Annotated in this window: 17 protein-coding genes; 7 read left to right on the top strand and 10 right to left on the bottom strand. The window is 68.1% G+C overall.

Going from position 1 to position 18,209, the window contains the following annotated elements:
- Nucleotides 1–6: 6 nt before the first annotated feature.
- Complete coding sequence (locus GC106_RS19840) at nucleotides 7–993, bottom strand: alpha/beta hydrolase (RefSeq protein WP_173132686.1); 987 nt, start codon at nucleotides 991–993, stop codon at nucleotides 7–9.
- Nucleotides 994–1,071: 78 nt separating this feature from the next.
- Nucleotides 1,072–1,821 carry a GntR family transcriptional regulator gene (locus tag GC106_RS19835; RefSeq protein ID WP_173132684.1) on the bottom strand — a complete coding sequence of 250 codons (750 nt, stop codon included), beginning with the start codon at nucleotides 1,819–1,821 and terminating at the stop codon, nucleotides 1,072–1,074.
- A gap of 112 nt (nucleotides 1,822–1,933) precedes the next feature.
- Between GC106_RS19835 and GC106_RS19830 the strand changes: the two genes are divergently transcribed.
- From GC106_RS19830 to GC106_RS19810, 5 genes are all read left to right on the top strand, one after another.
- On the top strand, nucleotides 1,934–3,199 hold the full coding sequence (locus GC106_RS19830; protein ID WP_173132682.1) for an MFS transporter: 1,266 nt from the start codon (nucleotides 1,934–1,936) through the stop codon (nucleotides 3,197–3,199).
- A gap of 10 nt (nucleotides 3,200–3,209) precedes the next feature.
- Nucleotides 3,210–4,154, top strand: coding sequence for a phosphoglycerate dehydrogenase (locus GC106_RS19825; protein ID WP_173132679.1), 945 nt, complete (start codon nucleotides 3,210–3,212; stop codon nucleotides 4,152–4,154).
- A gap of 19 nt (nucleotides 4,155–4,173) precedes the next feature.
- On the top strand, nucleotides 4,174–5,556 hold the full coding sequence (locus tag GC106_RS19820; RefSeq protein WP_173132676.1) for an acyclic terpene utilization AtuA family protein: 1,383 nt from the start codon (nucleotides 4,174–4,176) through the stop codon (nucleotides 5,554–5,556).
- Entirely contained in the window at nucleotides 5,549–5,890 is a 342-nt protein-coding gene (locus GC106_RS19815) for a DUF4387 domain-containing protein (protein ID WP_173132673.1), read from the top strand. Before GC106_RS19820 ends, GC106_RS19815 begins: the two co-directional genes overlap by 8 nt.
- An 82-nt stretch (nucleotides 5,891–5,972) precedes the next feature.
- A complete protein-coding gene (locus GC106_RS19810; RefSeq protein ID WP_217280713.1) occupies nucleotides 5,973–7,394 on the top strand; it encodes a DUF6351 family protein in 1,422 nt (473 codons plus the stop codon).
- 24 nt (nucleotides 7,395–7,418) lie between these two features.
- Here GC106_RS19810 and GC106_RS19805 read toward each other — a convergent pair whose 3' ends face one another.
- From GC106_RS19805 to GC106_RS19795, 3 genes are read right to left on the bottom strand one after another with little or no spacing between them, the layout of a single operon-like run.
- The gene (locus tag GC106_RS19805; protein WP_173132670.1) at nucleotides 7,419–9,581 is read right to left on the bottom strand and encodes a xanthine dehydrogenase family protein molybdopterin-binding subunit; all 2,163 of its coding nucleotides are present in this window, start codon (nucleotides 9,579–9,581) and stop codon (nucleotides 7,419–7,421) included.
- On the bottom strand, nucleotides 9,578–10,561 hold the full coding sequence (locus GC106_RS19800; RefSeq protein WP_173132667.1) for an FAD binding domain-containing protein: 984 nt from the start codon (nucleotides 10,559–10,561) through the stop codon (nucleotides 9,578–9,580). Before GC106_RS19800 ends, GC106_RS19805 begins: the two co-directional genes overlap by 4 nt.
- Nucleotides 10,558–11,136, bottom strand: coding sequence for a (2Fe-2S)-binding protein (locus tag GC106_RS19795; RefSeq protein ID WP_173132664.1), 579 nt, complete (start codon nucleotides 11,134–11,136; stop codon nucleotides 10,558–10,560). Before GC106_RS19795 ends, GC106_RS19800 begins: the two co-directional genes overlap by 4 nt.
- 106 nt (nucleotides 11,137–11,242) lie before the next feature.
- Here GC106_RS19795 and GC106_RS19790 point away from each other — a divergent pair, with 106 nt between their 5' ends.
- Entirely contained in the window at nucleotides 11,243–11,929 is a 687-nt protein-coding gene (locus GC106_RS19790) for a TetR/AcrR family transcriptional regulator (RefSeq protein WP_173132661.1), read from the top strand.
- Nucleotides 11,930–11,947: 18 nt separating this feature from the next.
- On the opposite strand, the gene GC106_RS19785 is transcribed toward GC106_RS19790, so the two are convergent.
- The 4 genes from GC106_RS19785 to GC106_RS19770 are packed head-to-tail and all read right to left on the bottom strand — an operon-like array spanning nucleotide 11,948 to nucleotide 16,750.
- Nucleotides 11,948–12,295 carry a hypothetical protein gene (locus GC106_RS19785; protein ID WP_173132659.1) on the bottom strand — a complete coding sequence of 116 codons (348 nt, stop codon included), beginning with the start codon at nucleotides 12,293–12,295 and terminating at the stop codon, nucleotides 11,948–11,950.
- Nucleotides 12,292–13,155, bottom strand: coding sequence for a hypothetical protein (locus tag GC106_RS19780; RefSeq protein ID WP_173132657.1), 864 nt, complete (start codon nucleotides 13,153–13,155; stop codon nucleotides 12,292–12,294). Before GC106_RS19780 ends, GC106_RS19785 begins: the two co-directional genes overlap by 4 nt.
- The gene (locus GC106_RS19775; protein ID WP_173132655.1) at nucleotides 13,152–15,383 is read right to left on the bottom strand and encodes a hypothetical protein; all 2,232 of its coding nucleotides are present in this window, start codon (nucleotides 15,381–15,383) and stop codon (nucleotides 13,152–13,154) included. The genes GC106_RS19780 and GC106_RS19775 overlap by 4 nt, the downstream gene beginning before the upstream one ends.
- Nucleotides 15,380–16,750: an AfsR/SARP family transcriptional regulator gene (locus GC106_RS19770; RefSeq protein ID WP_173132653.1), complete on the bottom strand. Its 1,371-nt coding sequence runs from the start codon at nucleotides 16,748–16,750 to the stop codon at nucleotides 15,380–15,382. The genes GC106_RS19775 and GC106_RS19770 overlap by 4 nt, the downstream gene beginning before the upstream one ends.
- Before the next feature lie 166 nt (nucleotides 16,751–16,916).
- On the opposite strand from GC106_RS19770, the gene GC106_RS19765 reads away from it, so the two are divergent.
- The gene (locus tag GC106_RS19765; protein ID WP_173132652.1) at nucleotides 16,917–17,105 is read left to right on the top strand and encodes a DUF397 domain-containing protein; all 189 of its coding nucleotides are present in this window, start codon (nucleotides 16,917–16,919) and stop codon (nucleotides 17,103–17,105) included.
- Between the two features lie 42 nt (nucleotides 17,106–17,147).
- Here GC106_RS19765 and GC106_RS19760 read toward each other — a convergent pair whose 3' ends face one another.
- A complete protein-coding gene (locus GC106_RS19760; protein WP_173132650.1) occupies nucleotides 17,148–18,017 on the bottom strand; it encodes a helix-turn-helix domain-containing protein in 870 nt (289 codons plus the stop codon).
- Nucleotides 18,018–18,209 lie beyond the last annotated feature (192 nt).

Here is an 18,209-nt window from a genome sequence, read left to right as displayed (position 1 = left end):
GAGGAGTCAGTGCGGCTGTCCATGAAGTGCCCGGCGCAGCGCGTCCCGCCGGTATCCACGGATTCGCACGCTCAGTTCGGCGTCGGGCGCGAGGCTGTCGCCGCCGTGGATACCGCCGGGATAGACGTGCAACTCGACCGGAACGCCCGCCCATGACAGCCTGCGCGCGAAGTCGACCGCCTCGTCCCGCAGCAGATCCAGGTCGCCGACGTCGATGTACGCCGGGGGCAGGCCCGCGAGGTCGCGGGCGCGGGCCGGGGCGGCGTACGGCGAAATCCGGTCCGTACCGAAGTCCTGGCCGAGCCACGCCTGCCAGGACTGGATGTTCGCCTCGCGACTCCATCCGCCGAACCCGGTGTTGACCGTGGCGGAAGGGGTCGACGACAGGTCGTCCAGCATGGGGGAGACGAGCATCTGGTGGGCGATGGCCGGCCCGCCGCGGTCGCGCGCCAGCAGGGCCACGGCCGCGGCCAGGCAACCACCCGCACTGGTGCCGTAGAGAGCGATCCGGCCGGGATCGATGCCGAGTCGCCGGTGCCTGCCCGCGATCCCGGCCAGTCCCGCGTAACAGTCGTCGAGTGCGGCGGGGTAAGGGTTTTCGGGTGCGAGCCGGTACTCGACCGCGACGACGACGCAGCCGGTCGCCTGGGCGAGCCTGGCGATCTTGGCATGATCACCGGCGACACTGCCCGCCACCATGCCTCCACCGTGGATGTAGTAGACGCAGGGCGCCGGCCGGGTTGTCGTGCGGGGCCGGTACACACGCAGCAACACCGGCTCGCCCTGGGGCTGCGCGCCGTCCGCGATTGACAGGTCGCGCACGTCGACGTCGTCGGGGATGGCCGGTCCGGCGCGCTGCGCGGTCAGTTCGGCCTGCCTGCGGCGGCGCTCGGGGATGTCGGTGATACCGCTGAGGCCGTCAGGGCCGAGCAGTTGCCGGTAGTGCTCGAGGCGCTCCCGGATCTGAGGGTCGATGCGCTCACTGATGTCCACGGATGGTGCCTCTTCCGCAAAGCCTGATTTTCGGCGTCGACGACTTCGTTCCCTCTGGTTGCCGAAACCGTGGTCGCTTCAGGACTGGGCGGCGGAGGATGCCGTTGCCGCCTCGGTCGTGGGTGCGGCCAGCAGATCTGCCAGTCCGCCACGGGCGTCCTCGATGACGAGCGCCTCGGCCCGCACCGAGTCGCCCGCCCGCAGCGCCCGGACGAGCGCACGGTGGCTGCCGTAGCGGTCCAGGCCGAACGTGTCGTTCGCACCGATCAGCTCGATCAGCCTGGCCCGCCGCTCCGGCCAGGAGAACACCCGGGTCTGACCGAGCAGGCGCACGAGAACCGGGTTGTGCGCGCACGACTCGACGACCTCGTTGAAGCGCTGCATCGCGTCGAGTAACCGGTCCAGGTGCCGCGCCACGTCCTGCCCGGCCTGCTTGCGTTGCTTGATGACGATCAGCAGGTCGTCGGTCTCGTCGAGAATGGCGTCGAGCTGGTCCAGCTGCGCCGGGGACGCGTGCCGCGCGGCGAAACGGGCCACCATGCCGCGGAGGGCCACCTCGACCTCGGCGAGGTCCTGGATCGCGGCGTCGCGGAAGGCCGCCACCTGCACCGTCCGCGGTCCGGTCCGTTCGAGCAGGCCGTCCTGTTCCAGGCGCCGGATGGCCTCGCGCACCGGCGTCGGGCTGACCGACAGCCGCTCGGCGAGCCCGCGTTCGGTGACCTTCTGCCCCGGCGGCAACTCGCCGGTGGTGATCGCGTCGCGGATGGCGCGGTACGCGCGGTCGGCCAGCGTGTCGGCCGCCAGGCCCTTCAACGTCTCACTCGCCATGGCACCACTCTAGTGGCAATGGCAAACAGCTAATGAAACGCTTGACATTCTTGCTATAGCAAAAGTACCTTGGCGGTCGCCGCACGGGCGGCGGTGACAGGGAAGGTGCCGAATGACGACGACGTCGAGCGCACAACGAGCGCGAACGGGCCGGATCACGTTCTTCGTGGCCCTGGTGGTCTTCGCGCAGGAGTCGACGTGGAACCTCTACGACGCACAGGTTCCGCCGTTGCTCCGTGAGCACATCGGCAGTGCCGCGGTTGTCGGTCTGCTGATGGGGATGGACAACGTGCTCGGCATCTTCATCCAGCCGTGGATGGGCAACCGGTCGGACCGCACCCGCACCTCCTGGGGCAGGCGTATCCCGTATCTCGTCGTCGGCATGCCGTTGGCTGCGCTGCTGTTCCTCACCATCCCGCACGTCGCGGCCTCGCTGCCGCTGCTGGCCCTGGTGATGTTCGGCTACGCGCTGGTCGCGAACTCGTTCAAGCCGATCGCCGAATCCCTGCTCCCGGACTTCGTCCCGCCCGAGCGGCGAAGCCGCGCCAACGCCGTCGTCAAGATCGCGTCGAGTCTCACCGTGATGGTCGCCGCGCTGATCAGCATCTTCCTGATCGACGACTATCCGAAGTTGTCGTTCGCGATCCCCGCGCTGCTGATGGTGGTGTCCTTGGCCGTGATCGCCGCGAAGGTGCGGGACAGCCGGTCGCCTGCCTATCAGAACACGATCAAGGAAGAACGCGGTACGGCAGTGCGTGGCGTGCGGGTGCGGGACACGGTGCTCGACATCGTCAGGGACAGGGACCGCAGCAGGTTGCTGCTCATCGTGTCGATCCTCCTCTTTGGCGGTGCGTGGGCCGCCTCACGGGCGCTCATGACGCCGTACGGCATGGAGGTGCTGGACATGTCCCGCGGCGAGGCGGGCGGGCTGACCCTGCCCAGCGGAGTGGCCTTCATCGTGGCCGCCTACCCGGTGGCGAGGCTCGCCGAGCGCTTCGGCCGGCTACGGGTGATGACGGTCGGGATGACGGTGTTCGCGGCCGGAATGGTGATCGGCACCGTGGTGCGGACGCCGACCGGCGCCGTCGTCGGCCTCTGCGTGGCGGCCGCGGGCGCGTCCTCGTTCCTGGTCAACGCGGTTGTCGTGCTGTGGAACCTCGCCCCGTCCGACCGCGTGGTCGGGACCTACACCGGGCTGTACACCGTCGGCTGGGTGAGTGGCGGCTTCCTCGGACCGGCACTGGTCGGCGGCATGGTCGACCTGACGAGCTGGTCGCTGCTGCTGCTCAACGTCGCCATCGTCGCGATGCTCGCCGTGCTGGTGGTCGCGCGCGTCAGTGCGTTGCAGCGACGTTCTCCCTCCGATCGTGTGCTGTGAGGGAGAAGACGTGCCTCGCGTCCTGATCACGACGGACTACCTGCGTCCCGGTGACGAGGTCGACCTGTTCTTGCGACGGTCCGGGCTCCAGACCGTGCACCTGCCCATGGCCGGTCGGCGTGATCCCGCCGAACTCGCCGCGGCGCTCGCGGGGATCGATGGGGCCTTGGTGGCCAACGAACCGCTGACAGCAGACGTTCTGGCCCGCGCGCCACAGCTGCGGGCCATCGTCCGGACAGGCGTGGGCTACGACTCGATCGATGTCGCCGCCGCGGCCCGGCTCGGGATCACCGTGAGCAACCTGCCCGGTATCAACGCCAACGCCGTGGCGGAGTACACCGTCGGCCTGCTGCTCGCGGGAGCCCGGCGTCTCGTGCAATCCGCACAAGGCGTGGCAGAAGGACACTGGCCACGCGAGGACGGACACGAACTGCGCGGCGCAACGCTCGGACTGATCGGCTACGGGGCATCGGCACGGGCGGTGGTGCCATTGGCATCCGCGTTCGGCATGCGCGTCGTCTGCACCACCAACGTGCCGGCACAGCTGCGCAGCGACCCCGCCGTCCAGTTCATGGCGCTGCCGGAATTACTGGCCACGTCCGACTACGTCTCGGTGCACACCGCGCTCACCGAGCGGACCCGCGGCTTGCTGGACGAATCGGCGTTCAAGCAGATGAAGCCGACGGCGTTGCTGATCAACACCGCACGCGGCCCCATCGTTGACGAGGACGCACTCGTCGCGGCCGTACAGGCGGGAGAAATCGCGGGCGCCGCACTCGACGTCGTGGGCGAGGAGCCGCTCCCGCCCAGCAGTCCGCTACGCGGTGTGGACGGCATCGTCGTCTACTCCCACATGGCAGGGCAGACGGCGCAGGCACGAGCCGCCGCGGGCCGCCGTGGGGCCGAGGAACTCGTGGCGGCGCTGGACGGCCGGCCACGGTTCGCAGTGAACTGAAACGCACAGAAAGAGGACCATGCACAGCCAACGGGTCAAGTCGGTCCGGATCCTGTCGCCGAGCGGCATGCTCGGCGCCGGGTGGGACCACGCGACGGTCGAGCGCGGTATCGCACTGGGTGCCGACGTCATCAGCATCGACGGCGGGTCCACGGACTCGGGTCCTTACTACCTCGGGACGGCGACGCCCAAGACGACGGCCAAGGCGGTGGCCCGCGACCTGCGCAGCCTGCTGACGGCCGCGTCCGGCGCGGGCATACCCGTGATCGTGGGCTCCTGCGGCACGAGCGGCACCGACAGCGGCGTCGACTGGGTCGCCGGGATCGCCGCCGAGGTGATGGCCGAGGAAGGCCTGGACCTGAAGGTCGCGAGGATCTACAGCGAGCAGGACGCGGCCGACCTGAAGGAACACCTCGACGCGGGCCGGATCCACCCGCTGCCACCGCTGGGGGAGTTACGGGCCGGGACACTCGAGAGCTGCACCCACATCGTCGGGGTGATGGGGCACGAACCGATCGTCGAGGCGCTCCGCGCCGGTGCCCAGGTCGTGTTCGCCGGCCGGGCCACCGACACCGCGGTGGCCGCCGCGTACCCGCTCATGGTGGGGATGCCCGCCGGGCCCACGTGGCACGCCGCCAAGATCGTCGAGTGCGGCGGTCAGTGCACGAGCAACCCGCGCGCGGGCGGGGTCCTCGCCACCATCGACGCCGACGGTTTCACCATCGAGCCGCTCGACCCCACGGTGTCGTGCACGCCGATGTCGGTGGCCGCCCACATGCTCTACGAGACCGCGAACCCGTTCGAGATGCGAGAGCCCGACGGCACGCTCGACGTCCGCGACGCGCGCTACACCGCGGTCGACGACCGGATCGTCCGCGTCGAGGGGTCGAAGTTCCACGTCGCGGACCAGTACACGATCAAACTGGAAGGCGCCCGGATCACCGGCTACGAGACCATGTCGTTCTCGGCGGTCCGGGACCCGGTCGTCCTCGCGGACATCGACGCGTGGGCGGACCTGATGCGCACGATGATCAAGCAGCGGGTGGCCGAGACAGTGGGGCTGGCGGACGACGAGTACGCCTTCGATCTGCGCCTCTACGGCCACAACGCGGTGCTGGGCGACCTGGAGCCGGAGAGCGGGCCGCCGCGTGAGGTGGGCGTCATGCTGCTCGTCAACGCGCCCGACCAGGCGACCGCCACGGCAGTCGCCAAGGTCGCCAACCCGCTGATGCTGCACCTGCCGACGCCGGGGATGGACTACCTGCCGAGCTTCGCGTTCGCGACCTCGCCCGCCGAGGTCGAACGTGGCGCGGCGTACGAGTTCGTACTCAACCACGTCGTGGACTGCGCCAGCCCCACGAGCCTGTTCCGCACCGAGACGGGGGAGAAGAACCGTGCCTGAGACCACCCTCGCGGACCTCGCCCACGAGGTCCGTTCCAAGAACGCCGGCCCGTTCTGGGTCACCATGGAGCTCTTCATGCGCGACGCCGAGGGGTACCGGATCGCCGCGGACGAGTCGTTCCTCAACGAGCGCGTGATCGCGGAGCTGTACCGGGTCGAGCGGAGCACGGTCCAGCTGTTCCGCATCCCGGCGCTCAACGTCGTGAAGATCTCCTTCCCCCGCCCGGTCAGCCAGGGATCGTTGCGGGACCGCGACATCCACGCGGGACAGCACCACGTCCCCCTCGCCCGCCTCCGCATACCGGGGCGCGCGGGCTCGTCGACGGTGAGCTGACGGTGTCCTCGTACGGACCCGTCCGCGACGCGTCGTGGACCTCAAGAGAGTGCTCATGATCAGCCTCCCGGAAGGTAGTTCCTTGACGAAATCCGGTCAGTCGACTCTCCGTTGGCGCCGTCAGGTGGTGCTCGGTGCGTTACTCGCCACCGCTTTGGTGGGCACGCCCGGGCACGCGAGCACAACGCGACCACAGGTGACCGCGTGTCCGGCCGGCTTGGCAGGCAAGGCCACCTGTTACACCGGCCAGGACACCAGCGGCGCCTACTACACGATCGCGATACCGAAGCGCTGGAACCGATCGCTCGTCGTCCACGCCCACGGCGGGCCCGCCGCGTCCTACGATCCCTCAACCACCACAGAGGACTTGGCCGAGTGGTCGGTGATGGTCCACGAGGGATACGCCTGGGCCGGCTCCTCGTACCGCCGCGGCGGTTATGGGGTCAGGATGGCCGCCGCGGACACGGAGAACGTGCGCCGCCTGTTCGTCGACCGTTTCGGCCGGCCCGACCGTACCTACCTGCATGGCCAGTCCTTCGGTGGCAACGTCGCCGCCAAGGTCGCCGAGACCTACGGCAGAAAGGGCGGCGCCTACGACGGAGTCCTGCTGACCAGCGGTCTGCTGGCCGGTGGCTCCCGCGGCTACAACCACCGCGTGGATCTGCGTGTGGTCTACCAGTACTACTGCCGCAACCTCCCTCGCCCGACGGAGCCCCAGTACCCGTTGTGGCAAGGGCTGCCCCGGGACTCCACGCTGACACCAGACGACGTGCTCGACCGTCTCCAGGAGTGCACCGGCATCGCCTCCGAACCGGCCGCGCGAACTCCGTCACAGCAACGCAGTCTGGACGACATCGCCGCCGTCACAAGGATTCCGGAACGTTCGCTGCCGACGCACTTGCAGTACGCGACCTTCCTGTTCCAGGACATCGTGTGGAACCGGCTTGGTGGCCGTAACCCGTTCAGCAACGAGGGTGTGCGCTACACGGGCTCACACGACGACAGGGCCCTCAACGCGGGCGCGGCACGCTTCTCGGCCGACCCCACCGCACGCCGTGACCTCTCCTACGACAGCGACCTTACCGGCCAAGTCTCCCTTCCGATCCTTACTCTGCACGCCATCGACGACCCGTCGGTCTTCGTGGAACACGAGGCCGCCTACCACGCCACTATCCACAGTGGACGGCAGGACGGCCGTCTCGTGCAGACATTCACCAGGGAATCCGAGCACGACGAGCTGAGTGTGTCCGAGTACGCCACATCCATCGCCGCCCTCGACACATGGGTACGCACCGGCCGGAAGCCGACCCCGCACTCGATCGCGAACTTATGCGGAACGTTCGACAACACGTATGGCGGCGGGTGTTTCTACGATCCTGCGTACCGTCCCTCCTCGTATTTCACACGCGTTCGGTCCCGGCCGGGCGATGTCACGTGGCCGGCCATGACGGCGGCCCAAGAGCGTACGTGGAGCCGGATCGCCGGCGTGGGAATCGCCTTCTGACCACAAAAGGCGACGTCGACGCGGTCACAGCAGCTTGTCCTGGGTGAACGGGACGTCGCGCAGGCGGCGGCCGGTGGCGTGGAAGATCGCGTTGCTGATCGCGGCGGGTACCCCGGTTCCCGGCGTCTCGCCGAAGCCGCGGGCGCCGAGTGCGGTGCTGTCCTCCGCCGGGCGGTCCACGAAGAACGACTCCACCGAAGGGGTGTCCGCGCAGACCGGCACCAGGTAGGTGGACAGGTTCGGGTTGACCACCCGCGCCGTGTTGCGGTCCACCACCGTGTGCTCCATCAGCGCGAAGCCGATGCCCCACGTCACGCCGCCGATCACCTGCCCGTGGGCGGTCCGGTGGTTGAGCACCCGGCCCGGGTCGTAGGCGGCGACCACCCGGCTCACTCGCAACGCGGCGAGGCGCGGGTCGAACCGGACCTCCACGAACACCGCACCGTGCGAGCGTCCACCCGTGTTCTGCTTGCTGCCGGTGACCTCGACGGGACGGCCGTGGCGGGACATGACGCCGTGGTACGTGTCCCTGCGGCCGCGGTCACCGCGGGGGAACAGGTACCCGCGCTCGGCCACGACGTCCTGCGCGGGCACGCCGTGCAGCGGGGAGCGCGGGTCGGCGACGGCGAGCGCGATCACGGCGTCACGTGCGCTTTGTGCCGCGTGGGACGCCGGGCCGATCACGCTGGCCATCGTGGCCGACGCCGCGGACAGGGACGCCGGGGGATACGTCGTGTCGCCCAGCAGCGTCGTGACGTGCTCGATCGGCATGCCGAGCCCGTCGGCGACGACCTGGGTGATCACCGTGTAGGTGCCGGTCCCGATCTCCTGGGTCGCGGCCCGCAGGGTCGCCCGGCCGTCGACGCCGACGGTGAGTCCCGCGCTGGACGGGAACACGGAGTACGTGTGCGTCTCGGTGGCCACGCCCCAGCCGACGTACTCGTTCCCGTCCCGCATGGACCGCGGCCGGGGATCGCGCCGGGCCCAGCCGAACGCCTTCGCCGCCATCCGGTAGCACTCCTGGAGGTGATTGCCGGTGTTGCCGGTGGCCGGGAGGTTGCGTATCCGGAGTTCCACCGGGTCGATGCCCAGCTCATGGGCCAGTTCGTCCATCGCGGTCTCGAGTCCGAAGTGGGCGGTCGTCTCCGGTGATCGCATGTAGCTCGACGACGGCAGATCCAGCCGTATGCCCATTTGCCGCACGTGCACGTTCGGACAGGCGTAGAGGTTGAGCGTGGAATCGCTGGTGTTGAAGATGCTTTCCTCAGTACGGGTCAGCTGTCCGGTGCTGGTGTCGACGATGGCCGTCAGCACACCCTGCCGGGTGGCGCCGATCCGCAGGCTTCGGCGGTACTCGGCGCGGTGGCCGTTCATGGTGAACATCTGTGCCCGGGTCAGCACGACCTTGACCGGCCTGCCGATCGCCCGTGCGGCCGCCGCGTTGATCAGCGTGTGCGGCCAGGTCGGGCCCTTGGCGCCGAAACCGCCGCCCAGGTAGGGCGAGATGATCCGGACGTCCTCCAGCCGCACGCCGAACCCCTCGAACGCCTTCGCCACGACGCCGCGGGTGAAGATGATCCCCTGCGCGCTTTCGTACAGCGTCAGCGAATTACCGTTCCAGACGGCGGTGCTGGTGTGCGGCTCGATCGGGTTGTGGTGCATCGTCGGGCTGGTGTAGTCCTGCTCGATCCGCACCTCGGCGGCCTTGAGCGCCGCGGCGGCGTCACCGCGGGTGAACTCGTTGGGCCTGTCCCGGAACGGGCGCGGCAGGAACGCCTCGCCGAGCGCGTCGGCGAGGTGCGCGGTCGGCCGCTCGGCGCGGTAGCGCACGCGCACGTGGTTCGCCGCCTCCTGCGCCTGTTCCAGGGTTTCGGCCACCACGTAGGCGACTGGTTGTCCATTGTGGTGGATCCGGGCATCCTGCAACGGCAGGAAACCCTTGAGGAACGGGAAGGACGGCAGTGTCAGCCGCGGCATGTCCCGATGGGTGTAGACCGCGACGACGCCGGGCTGCGCCAGCGCCGCGCTCGTGTCGATTTCGGTGATCTCCCCACGGGCCACCGTGCTGAGCACCAGGTGGCCGTGCAGCACACCGGTGACTTCGTTGTCCGCGGCGTAGCGGGCCGCGCCGGTGACCTTCGCCCGGCCGTCCACCCGCGCCACACCTCGGCCGACCAACCCGGTCATCGGACGCCTCCCAGTTCGCTGAGGACGCGTGCCAGCGCACGCTGTACGAGCTCGACCTTGAATCTGTTGTCGTTGTGCGGTTTGGCGTCCCGGACCAGGACGCGGCCCGCTTCGGCGATCGTCGTCTCGGTCAGCGGCCGGCCGCGTAACACCGCCTCGGCCCTGGTGTCCCGCCAGGGGCGGGTGCCGATGCCGCCGAACGCCAGCCGCGCGTCCCGCACGGTGCGGCCGGTCATCTGCAGCGCCGCCGCCACCGACACGACGGCGAACTCGAAGGTGGCCCGGTCACGCAGCTTCAGGTAGCGCGACTGCGCGGCGAGGGAGGTGCGCGGAACGTCCACCCGGGTGATCAGCTCCCCGGGGCGCAGCGCGACTTCGCGTTCCGGAGTGCTCCCGGGCAGCAGGTAGAAGTCGGCGATGGGCACGGCCCGGGCGCCGTCCGGACCGAGCAGGTGCACCGTCGCGTCCAACGCGGTCAGCGCCACCGCCAGGTCCGACGGGTGCGTGGCGATGCAGTGGTCGCTGCCACCGAGGATCGCGTGCCCCCTGTTGTACCCGGTGATCGCCGGGCACCCGCTCCCGGGGACACGCTTGTTGCACGCCGAGCCCGCGTCCCGGAAGTACCCGCACCTGGTGCGCTGCAACAGGTTCCCGCCGATCGCGGCCATATTGCGCACCTGCGGGGACGCCGAGGCGAGCAGCGCCTCCGACAGCACCGGGGACTCCCGGCGTACAAGGGGATGCTCGGCCACGTGGCGCATCCTGGCCAGCGCGCCGATGCGCAGCGCCTGACGGTCGACAGCGATCCCGGCGAGGTCGAGCCGGTTGATGTCCACCAGGTGATCGTGGGCCTGCGCGCCGTCCCGCATCAGGTTCAGCAGGTCCGTGCCGCCCGACACGAACGTCGAGTTCCTTGTGCCCGCGGCGATCCGCACCGCGTCCTCCGGAGTTCTCGCGACCGTGTAGCCGAAGTTCCTCATCGTGGTGTCTCCTTCGCGGCGTCGGCGACGGCGGCCACGATGTTCTGGTACGCCGCACAGCGGCAGAGGTTGCCGCTCATCCACTCGCGGATCTCCGCCTCGGAACCCGTGTGGCCCTCGTTGATGCAGGCCACGGCGGACATGATCTGGCCGGGGGTGCAGGCGCCGCACTGGAACGCGTCGCGCCGGATGAACGCCTCCTGCACCGGGTGCAGTTCCTCACCCCGGGCGAGCCCTTCGACCGTGGTGATCTCGGCGCCCTGCCGCATCACGGCCAAGGTCAGGCAGGACTTGATGCGTTCGCCGTCGACCAGGACCGTGCACGCGCCGCACTCGCCCCGGTCGCAGCCCTTCTTGGTGCCGGTCAGGCCGAGCCGTTCGCGCAGCGCGTCGAGCAGCGTCACCCTCGGCTCGACGGCGACACGGTGCCGCTGCCCGTTCACCGACAGGGTGATCTCCGAGGTCCCGCCGTCGTCGGCGATGGCCGGGGCGGACGTGAGGTGGGTGACCGCCGTGGCCGCGGCGGTGGATTTGAGGACGGTGCGGCGAGTGTACGCCGATCTCTGAGGTGTCACCGAAGTCTCCTGCCAGTTGGCTAGCTTCGTTACAGGCCGCTCTATACCGTCGTTAGGTATATAACACCCTTAAAGCGAAAACAAGGGAGTCTTATACTCTTGCTATATGAGCGACACCCGGCAGGAGATCCTCGCCGCCACCGCCGCACTGCTGGAGCAGGTCGGCGCCGAGCAGGTCTCGATCAGGGACGTGTGCCAGGCGGCCGGAGTCACCGCGCCGACCGTCTACCACCACTTCGGCGACAAGAAGGAACTGCTCGAAGCCGTGGCGGCGGAGGGCTTCAGGCGCTATCTCGCCACCAAGCGCACCCGCAGGCCCTCCGCGGACCCGCTCGCGGATCTGCGCCGGGGCTGGGCGGACCACATCGGGTTCGGCCTGCAGCACCCGGCCTTCTACCGCCTGATGTACGGCACGCCGAACGCCGAGGAACGACCCTCGGCCCAGGAAGGCCACCGCCTCCTCGTCGGCATCCTCGACCGGCTGGCCGAGGCAGGGCGGCTCCGTATGCCCCCGGAACAGGCCGCCGCGATGATCCACACCGCCAGTGTCGGCACCACCCTCCGCCTGCTCTCCACCCAGAAAAACCCCTGGGCCGAGGGCTTGGCCGACCGGATGCGCGACGCCGTGTTCAACGCCGTCCTCCGCCAGCCCGAACAGTCCGGCAACGACGAGCCCGCCGTGGCCGAACTGGCGCGTGCCCTGCTGGCGACCCTGTCCGTGGGCCGCGCGGCCGGGTTGACCCCGGGAGAACACGGCATCCTGCTGGAACTACTGGCGAAACTCGCCCCGTGACACACAGTGCTGACCTTGTCAGACGAGCAGAAAACCCACCGTCACGGCCACACCGAGCACCGCCACCATGCCTACGGATATGCCGCGCAGACCGTTGGCGACACCGTTGAGTACGTAGCCGACGAACCGATACGCGAGCATCGCGATCCATCCGACAGCCGCGCTGTAGTCGTAGGCGAGCCGGGATGGGACACGATGTTCGCGCCGACGTGAGGTGCTGATGCGGTACTCCGGCCAGATCAACACCGCCGCACAGAGCACCACCGCCGTCTGGATCGTCTTGGCCAGTGCGCGCAGGACCTGCGGCGCACACCACCGGATCACCACGCACGACACCACGAAGGCAAGCAGCGTGTTCGCGATCATGGTTCGTCCGGCTTCGCCTCGAACGTCAGCCGGCGGGTCTCGTCCTCTCCGGTCAGGACCTTGTTGGTGGAGTTGCGTGCCCACTGCAGGATGACCCGGACCTGGTCCTCGATCAGCCATCGGTCGATCGCGTCGGACTTCAGCAACTCGGTGGCGAAGTCGAACACGGCCCGCCTGCTGTCGTCCTTCTCCTTGATCAGCATTTCCACGACCGTCCTGACCTCCTCCGGCTTCGTGGCAAGGTGCAGGGCGAACTGGTTGAAGTCACCGTTCACGATGATCTGCCGGAAGAAGTCCACCTTGCGCGTGGTCATCGCCTGCTCGATGCTGAGCTCGTCCATGGCCAGCCGGACGTACACCGTCACCGACAGGCCGAACCTGCCGCCGAGATCCTGTTTGTTGAGGACCTCGTTGGCCGCGATCTCCGCCTGTTCGGTGTCCTCGATCAGGTGATCACGGGTGACCGACCGCAGTTCGTGCAGCAACGAGGGGGTGAGCGTCCGGCGTACGTCACGGATACCCGATTTGACCACTGTGGACGGATCGGTCACCTGCCACACGAGGTCCATGGTCGCGCGGAAGGACATCTTGTCACCCCGGCTCGGCGGCGAGGCTTCGATCCTGACGACATGCACGCCGAGGTCCACGTTGTACACGGTCCTGATGCCGCTGAAGAGCAGTTCGCCCGTCGTCCGCTGCCTCTCTGGCCCGTACTCCACATACGCGCCGGACTGTTTCATGCAGACCTGGGCGATGTTGGCGTCGATCGGCGGCCGCCAGAAGAGGAACTCGAACCACTTGATCCTGTGCTCGTCGACGATCGGACCGGTGATCTCCCGGGGTGGTGAACTCGGTGTCACGATGCCTCCTTCCGTAGGGCCGCCTCGATCTGGCCGGCGGTTCCGGCGTCGAGCGGATCGGCCCAGTCACGGCGCAACCGGGTGAGCAGATAGCGCAACCTGTCCGCGTCTGTCGCGTTGTGCACGAGCGTCGGCACGAAATCGACGAACGCCGTCATGCAGGCCGGGCTCGCCTCCGCGGCGCGGACCCACTGGCCGAACAGGGTTCTCGCGACGTAGTCGCTTCTGCGCCCGCGCAGTGCCCACCGCAGCAGGCCGGCGATCTGCTCACGCAGGTCTGGTTCCTCGTCCTGCAGAACAAGCAGGAGCGGCCACCTCTCCCTGCTGCGCGGCACGTGTTTCAGCCCGTTCGTGGAAGTCAGCACGGGACCGGCGTCGTAACCTCGCCACCGGATCAGGTGCCGCAACGCCCACCACGCCAGCGCTCGAAGACTCTGCCGGTCACTGGCCGACCATTCGGCGAGCTGCCGCAGGACCGGCCGGGACTGCCCGAACGCCAGTAGATTGGCCAGGCTGTAGGACGCCATGTGCATGAGCGACTGGTCGTGGTCGTCGGTGAAAACGTCCGACTGTTCGGACTGGGTTCCCAGGACGCGGAGCTCTTCCAGCGTCCGGTCGATCGTGGCCGCGCCGAGGTGGTAGCCCAGCACAGCGGCGGCGGTCAGTTTCTGCCGTGGCGTGCCGTTGCGACGCCAGTAGCTGATGCGGTCCCGTAAAGCGTCGGCGATTCGCTCGTCCCTCGCCGCTTGGTCCAGCGCCAGCGCGGCCACGTGCGCCTTGCGGGCCGCTCTCGACGGAGTGCGCAGCAGCGGCAGGATCAGCTTTGTGTAGGCGTTGTGCAGATCCAACGAACAGAAGAGCCCGATGGCTTTCGCCGCCCGGACCCAGATCTCCGGTCTGGCGTCCTCACTCAGGTCCAGCAGCCACTTGGCGATGGCGTCACGCAGGTTGTTGTGGTTCTGCCACACGTAACTCAGGACCACCGCACGGTAGCGGTCGTCGCAGTACCGTGTCTGGCTGGCCGGGATCGCATGGGAACCGAACGGCAGTGGCCCTTCGAACAGTTCCGCCCGGCACACCGGCAGCGTCCTGGCGTGGTCGTCGCCGAACAGCGAAAGCTTCTTCGCGTCCTCATCGTCGTCCGATGTCAACGACTTGAGGTGACGGACCAGGTCACTGCCCTGTTCGACGACCATGGTGTACGGAGACTCGTTGAAGACCGCCAGCGCGATCCGGAACGCACCCAGCCGCAGCGGGCCTTCCAGGTGGTCCGCGTCGGTGCTGGCCAGGACGGTGAACCACTCCGCGACCTGCCTGCCGACGGCCTCGGTCGCCATCGCCTCGACTTCCTCCAGCGTGAGCTGCCCGTGACCGTGCGCAACGAGCAGCTTGGCCATGTCGGCGATCTCGGCGGGCTGCGGGGCGGGGCCGAGAGCCCTGCGCATCCGCGGCGTGCCGGCCAGTTCGATCAGCCGTGCCTCCAGGCCGTCTTCGTCGTCCAGGTCGATCTCCTTGTCGATGTGCGCCGCGAGGAGTTTGTCCTTGTCCGGCGGACGGTGCGGGATCGCGTAGTCGGCCAGGTCACGCCGGTGGCCGTCGAGCTCGGCGATCACGACGCACCAGCTGCCACTCGCCCGGACCAGGTCCCTGACCTTGTTGAGCACGGGCTCGGTCAGCGACGCCGCTGAGTTCGCGTCGAGTTCGAGGACGTATCCCCATCCTTCGGTGAAGTCGTCGTTGGTGAGGGACTTGGCGTCCTGCCCGTCGTCGAACCGGGCGACCCTGCCGTCGGCCAGGGCGTCGAGCAGGACGATCGCGGTCGTCTGCCTGCCCGACCCCGGATAGCCGTGGAGGACGAGGAGCCGATGGTCGCGCAGCATCGCTGCCATCTCGTCGTACCTGTCGACTGCGACGTAACGCGAGCAGATGTAGTCCAGGTAGTCCTCGCGGACAGCCGCTGATTTGACCGTCCCGGACCGGCCGAAGGCGTAGTGCACGTCTCCGATGTGCAGGTGGCGGATGGGCGTGCGGACGAACCGCATCGGTCCGTCGGTCCGGAAGTAGTCCCGGTCGTAGAACTCCGAGAACCCTCGCCGATCCGGGCCGAACGGATCCTCGCTCTCGTTGACGTGCTCGGTCGACTTCTTCCCGGTGTCGGCTGCCTTCTCGGCGGGTTCGGATGCCTGCTGGTCCGGCGCGCCGGCCTCGGCGGCTTCTTCGTCGCTCATGCCGTTCGCCACTGACTATTGTTGATCACGGCCGCGGTGACCTGGCTCCCGACCGGCGAGTTGTTGAACGTCACCGTGTGCCCCGCCGAAGCGACCGCACGCCCAGATGCCCGGTGGTGATTGGCAGTGTGCTTGTGACGTGTCCGATCGTCCTGCAGGACACGGATCCATTCGTCGTTCTCACCGACGCGGTCGAACTTGTCCAGATCGACTCTTCGTCCACCCGCCAAACCGTCGAGGTGGCGCACGTCGTTCGCCAACGTGATCACCAGACGACCCCGTGCGGCTCCGGCCAGCGCCGCAAGTGCACTCGGCGAGTGGGCGAGTTCTCGTGCGTTTCCCGCCCCTGTCAGGGAGATGCCGACCGAAGCCTGGTGGTCGACGGTCTCCGCGAGCCTGGCCATCCACACGCCGATGACCCGTTTCCGTTCCACATCCGCCGGCACAACGCAGATCACGCAGTCGTCCTCGATCCGGACCGGGCAGTCGACATCCTTGTGCGTGAACACACTGGCGACCGCGTCCCTGATCTCCTCCGGTTTTCCGCTGTCCGGTCGCACCGCGACGGTCAGCTGGGCCTTGTTGTCCACAGTGGATCCTCCAATCAGGTCGCCAAGGGGGAAGCCGCCGCCGGTCGCGGTCAGGCCATCGTTGAGCATGCGGGTGTACAGGTCGTTCATCTCCCTGGGCAACGACAAGCCGTGCTCACGGAGATTCTCCTGGTACTGCTGAAAAGTGGCGGACGCCTCGGGCCGTCGGCCATCGAGCCACAGCGCGGCGATCAACAGCGCGGTGAGCTTCATGTCCCCAGCGTGTTCCGGGAACAGCGCGAGCAACTCGCCAACGCGCTCCCGGCAGCGCCCGAGCCGTAGCTCCACCTGGTAAAAGCGCACCATCGCGTGGCGACGGGCCTCCTTCATCGCCGTTCTGAAGCCTTCGATCCGCCCGCTCGCGAAGCCCGCCAGAGGCTCGCCCGCACAGAGTCGCAGCGCTTCGGCCAGCAGGGCCGAGGCATGTGCGTCGTCGTTCTTCGGCGCCGAGATCAGGTGGTCGACCAGGTGGACATCCACCGATGTGGGCGGGATGTCCAGCCGCCACAACCCGTTCCTGTTCTGCACCACGTTGTCGAAACCGAGCTTGGCCAACTCGCGGCGCAGCGCGCGAGCGAGGTGGTGCAGTTCGTTCGCCGCGCTTTCCGGTGGCTCGTCCCAGATCCATTCACACAGGGACTCTCTGGCTGTCCAGCCCCGTTTGGCGGCGAGCAGCGCGACAAGCATGCGCTGCTCGCGCGCCCGGCGGAGGTCGATCGACACTCCGTTCAGTTCGGCTGAAAGCCCGCCCCACAGCCGGAAGACCGGTTCGACCATCTTTCATCCTTCGCTGTCGCGACGGCGCTGGTGCCGTCCGGAGTCAAATCCCAGTCCAAAACCAGTGCTGTCCCGGTCCTGTCCCATCGGCTGTCCCAGTGGGCCCGCCGAACCTGATCGCACCGCGGAGCCATCAGGGCTCCCGATGGATCAGAAAGAGATCGAAATGGAACCCCATGCGTTCACGAAGAGCTCGTTCAGCGAACACAAGGAGTGTGTCGAGGTCGCCATGACCGGCTCCGGTGTCATCGTCCGGGACAGCAAGAACCCGGCAGGTCCGAGGCTGTGGTTCTCCCACGCGGAGTGGACCGCTTTCCTCTACGGCGTGCTGGCCGGTGAATTCGGCCTGATGTGACGTCCTCCGCCGGGCGGGATACAGCCGTTTCCCGCTCGGCGGTCATGTGACCGTCGAACGCACCTCGTGCGCCAGCTTTGCCAGATACCGCTGTGCTTCGTCATCGAAGATCGCCATTTCGCACACCAGTGCCCAGCGTTTCTCGTAGAGCGCGACGTCGCTCGGGTCGTTCACCGTCACAGCGGCGTGGATCATCTCGACCGTCACGAACGGGAGATGTTCCTCGTCCGCCGGGTCGTAGATCGCGAACCCGTGGGACACGGTCGTCGATGCCCGTGTTCCGCGGGGGACCAGGCCGATCGACACGTTGCCGAGTGTCGCGATGGACGCGATGCGATCCCATTGGGCGAGCAACACGTTCACCGGTCCCGGCTGCCACCGCAGCGCGGCGTCGGTGATGAGGAACTCGAACTGCCTGTCCTCGTCGAACACCAGTCGTTGCCGATGCAGTCGCGCGGCAACAGCCGCGCTCAGATCCTCCTTCACGTAGGGCGGTTCGGCCATGCCGAGCAGGCGGCGTGCGTAGTCGGCTGTCTGCAACAAGCCTGGCACCACGGCCACCTGCAGAGTCCGGATCGTCCGTGCGCCGGACTCCTGCTGCTCGACCTCGTCCTGCAGGTGCCCGGCGCCGGACAACAGTTCACGCCAGGGCTGTATCTCGGTGAAGGCGTTGGTGGTCAAGAAGACCAGCCGCGCCATGGTCTCCTCCGGGGCGTGCAGCGCCCGCGCCCATTCGGTCACCTCGGGCAGGGTGGGCAGGGCCTGTCCCGATTCGATCCGGGAGATCTTGGACTGGCTGACCGGGATCAGCTTCGCCAGTTCACGCCCGGACATCCCGGAGAGATCGCGGAGCCGGCGCAGTTCCGCGGCCAAGCGCATGCGCCCGGTCACGACTCTCTCGGTCGGCTCCATGACAGCCCCTTGATGCAAAATGATCCATTATGATTCATTCGCATCAAGCACTGAAGCAGCTCAAAAGACGGCTGTCAAGCGGCTGCTTGGCGGACGGTGGAACAGAAGCGATCCACTTTGAGTCAGGACAACCCATGCGACAGGAATATGATCGACGCGGTGGTGTTGTCGGCCAAAAGATCAAAATGGCTT

The sequence above is a fragment of the Kibdelosporangium persicum genome, assembly GCF_013280595.1.
In the GTDB taxonomy this organism is placed as follows: domain Bacteria; phylum Actinomycetota; class Actinomycetes; order Mycobacteriales; family Pseudonocardiaceae; genus Kibdelosporangium; species Kibdelosporangium persicum.
This window is presented reverse-complemented; position numbering and strand designations above follow the sequence as displayed.

What these genes read in the sequence shown, in the direction of transcription:
- GC106_RS19835 (WP_173132684.1), bottom strand. Translation starts at nt 1,821, where the DNA reads ATGGCGAGTGAGACGTTGAAGGGCCTGGCGGCCGACACGCTGGCCGAC.
- GC106_RS19830 (WP_173132682.1), top strand. Translation starts at nt 1,934, where the DNA reads ATGACGACGACGTCGAGCGCACAACGAGCGCGAACGGGCCGGATCACG.
- GC106_RS19820 (WP_173132676.1), top strand. Translation starts at nt 4,174, where the DNA reads ATGCACAGCCAACGGGTCAAGTCGGTCCGGATCCTGTCGCCGAGCGGC.
- GC106_RS19805 (WP_173132670.1), bottom strand. Translation starts at nt 9,581, where the DNA reads ATGACCGGGTTGGTCGGCCGAGGTGTGGCGCGGGTGGACGGCCGGGCG.
- GC106_RS19800 (WP_173132667.1), bottom strand. Translation starts at nt 10,561, where the DNA reads ATGAGGAACTTCGGCTACACGGTCGCGAGAACTCCGGAGGACGCGGTG.
- GC106_RS19790 (WP_173132661.1), top strand. Translation starts at nt 11,243, where the DNA reads ATGAGCGACACCCGGCAGGAGATCCTCGCCGCCACCGCCGCACTGCTG.
- GC106_RS19785 (WP_173132659.1), bottom strand. Translation starts at nt 12,295, where the DNA reads ATGATCGCGAACACGCTGCTTGCCTTCGTGGTGTCGTGCGTGGTGATC.
- GC106_RS19775 (WP_173132655.1), bottom strand. Translation starts at nt 15,383, where the DNA reads ATGAGCGACGAAGAAGCCGCCGAGGCCGGCGCGCCGGACCAGCAGGCA.
- GC106_RS19770 (WP_173132653.1), bottom strand. Translation starts at nt 16,750, where the DNA reads ATGGTCGAACCGGTCTTCCGGCTGTGGGGCGGGCTTTCAGCCGAACTG.
- GC106_RS19765 (WP_173132652.1), top strand. Translation starts at nt 16,917, where the DNA reads ATGGAACCCCATGCGTTCACGAAGAGCTCGTTCAGCGAACACAAGGAG.
- GC106_RS19760 (WP_173132650.1), bottom strand. Translation starts at nt 18,017, where the DNA reads ATGGAGCCGACCGAGAGAGTCGTGACCGGGCGCATGCGCTTGGCCGCG.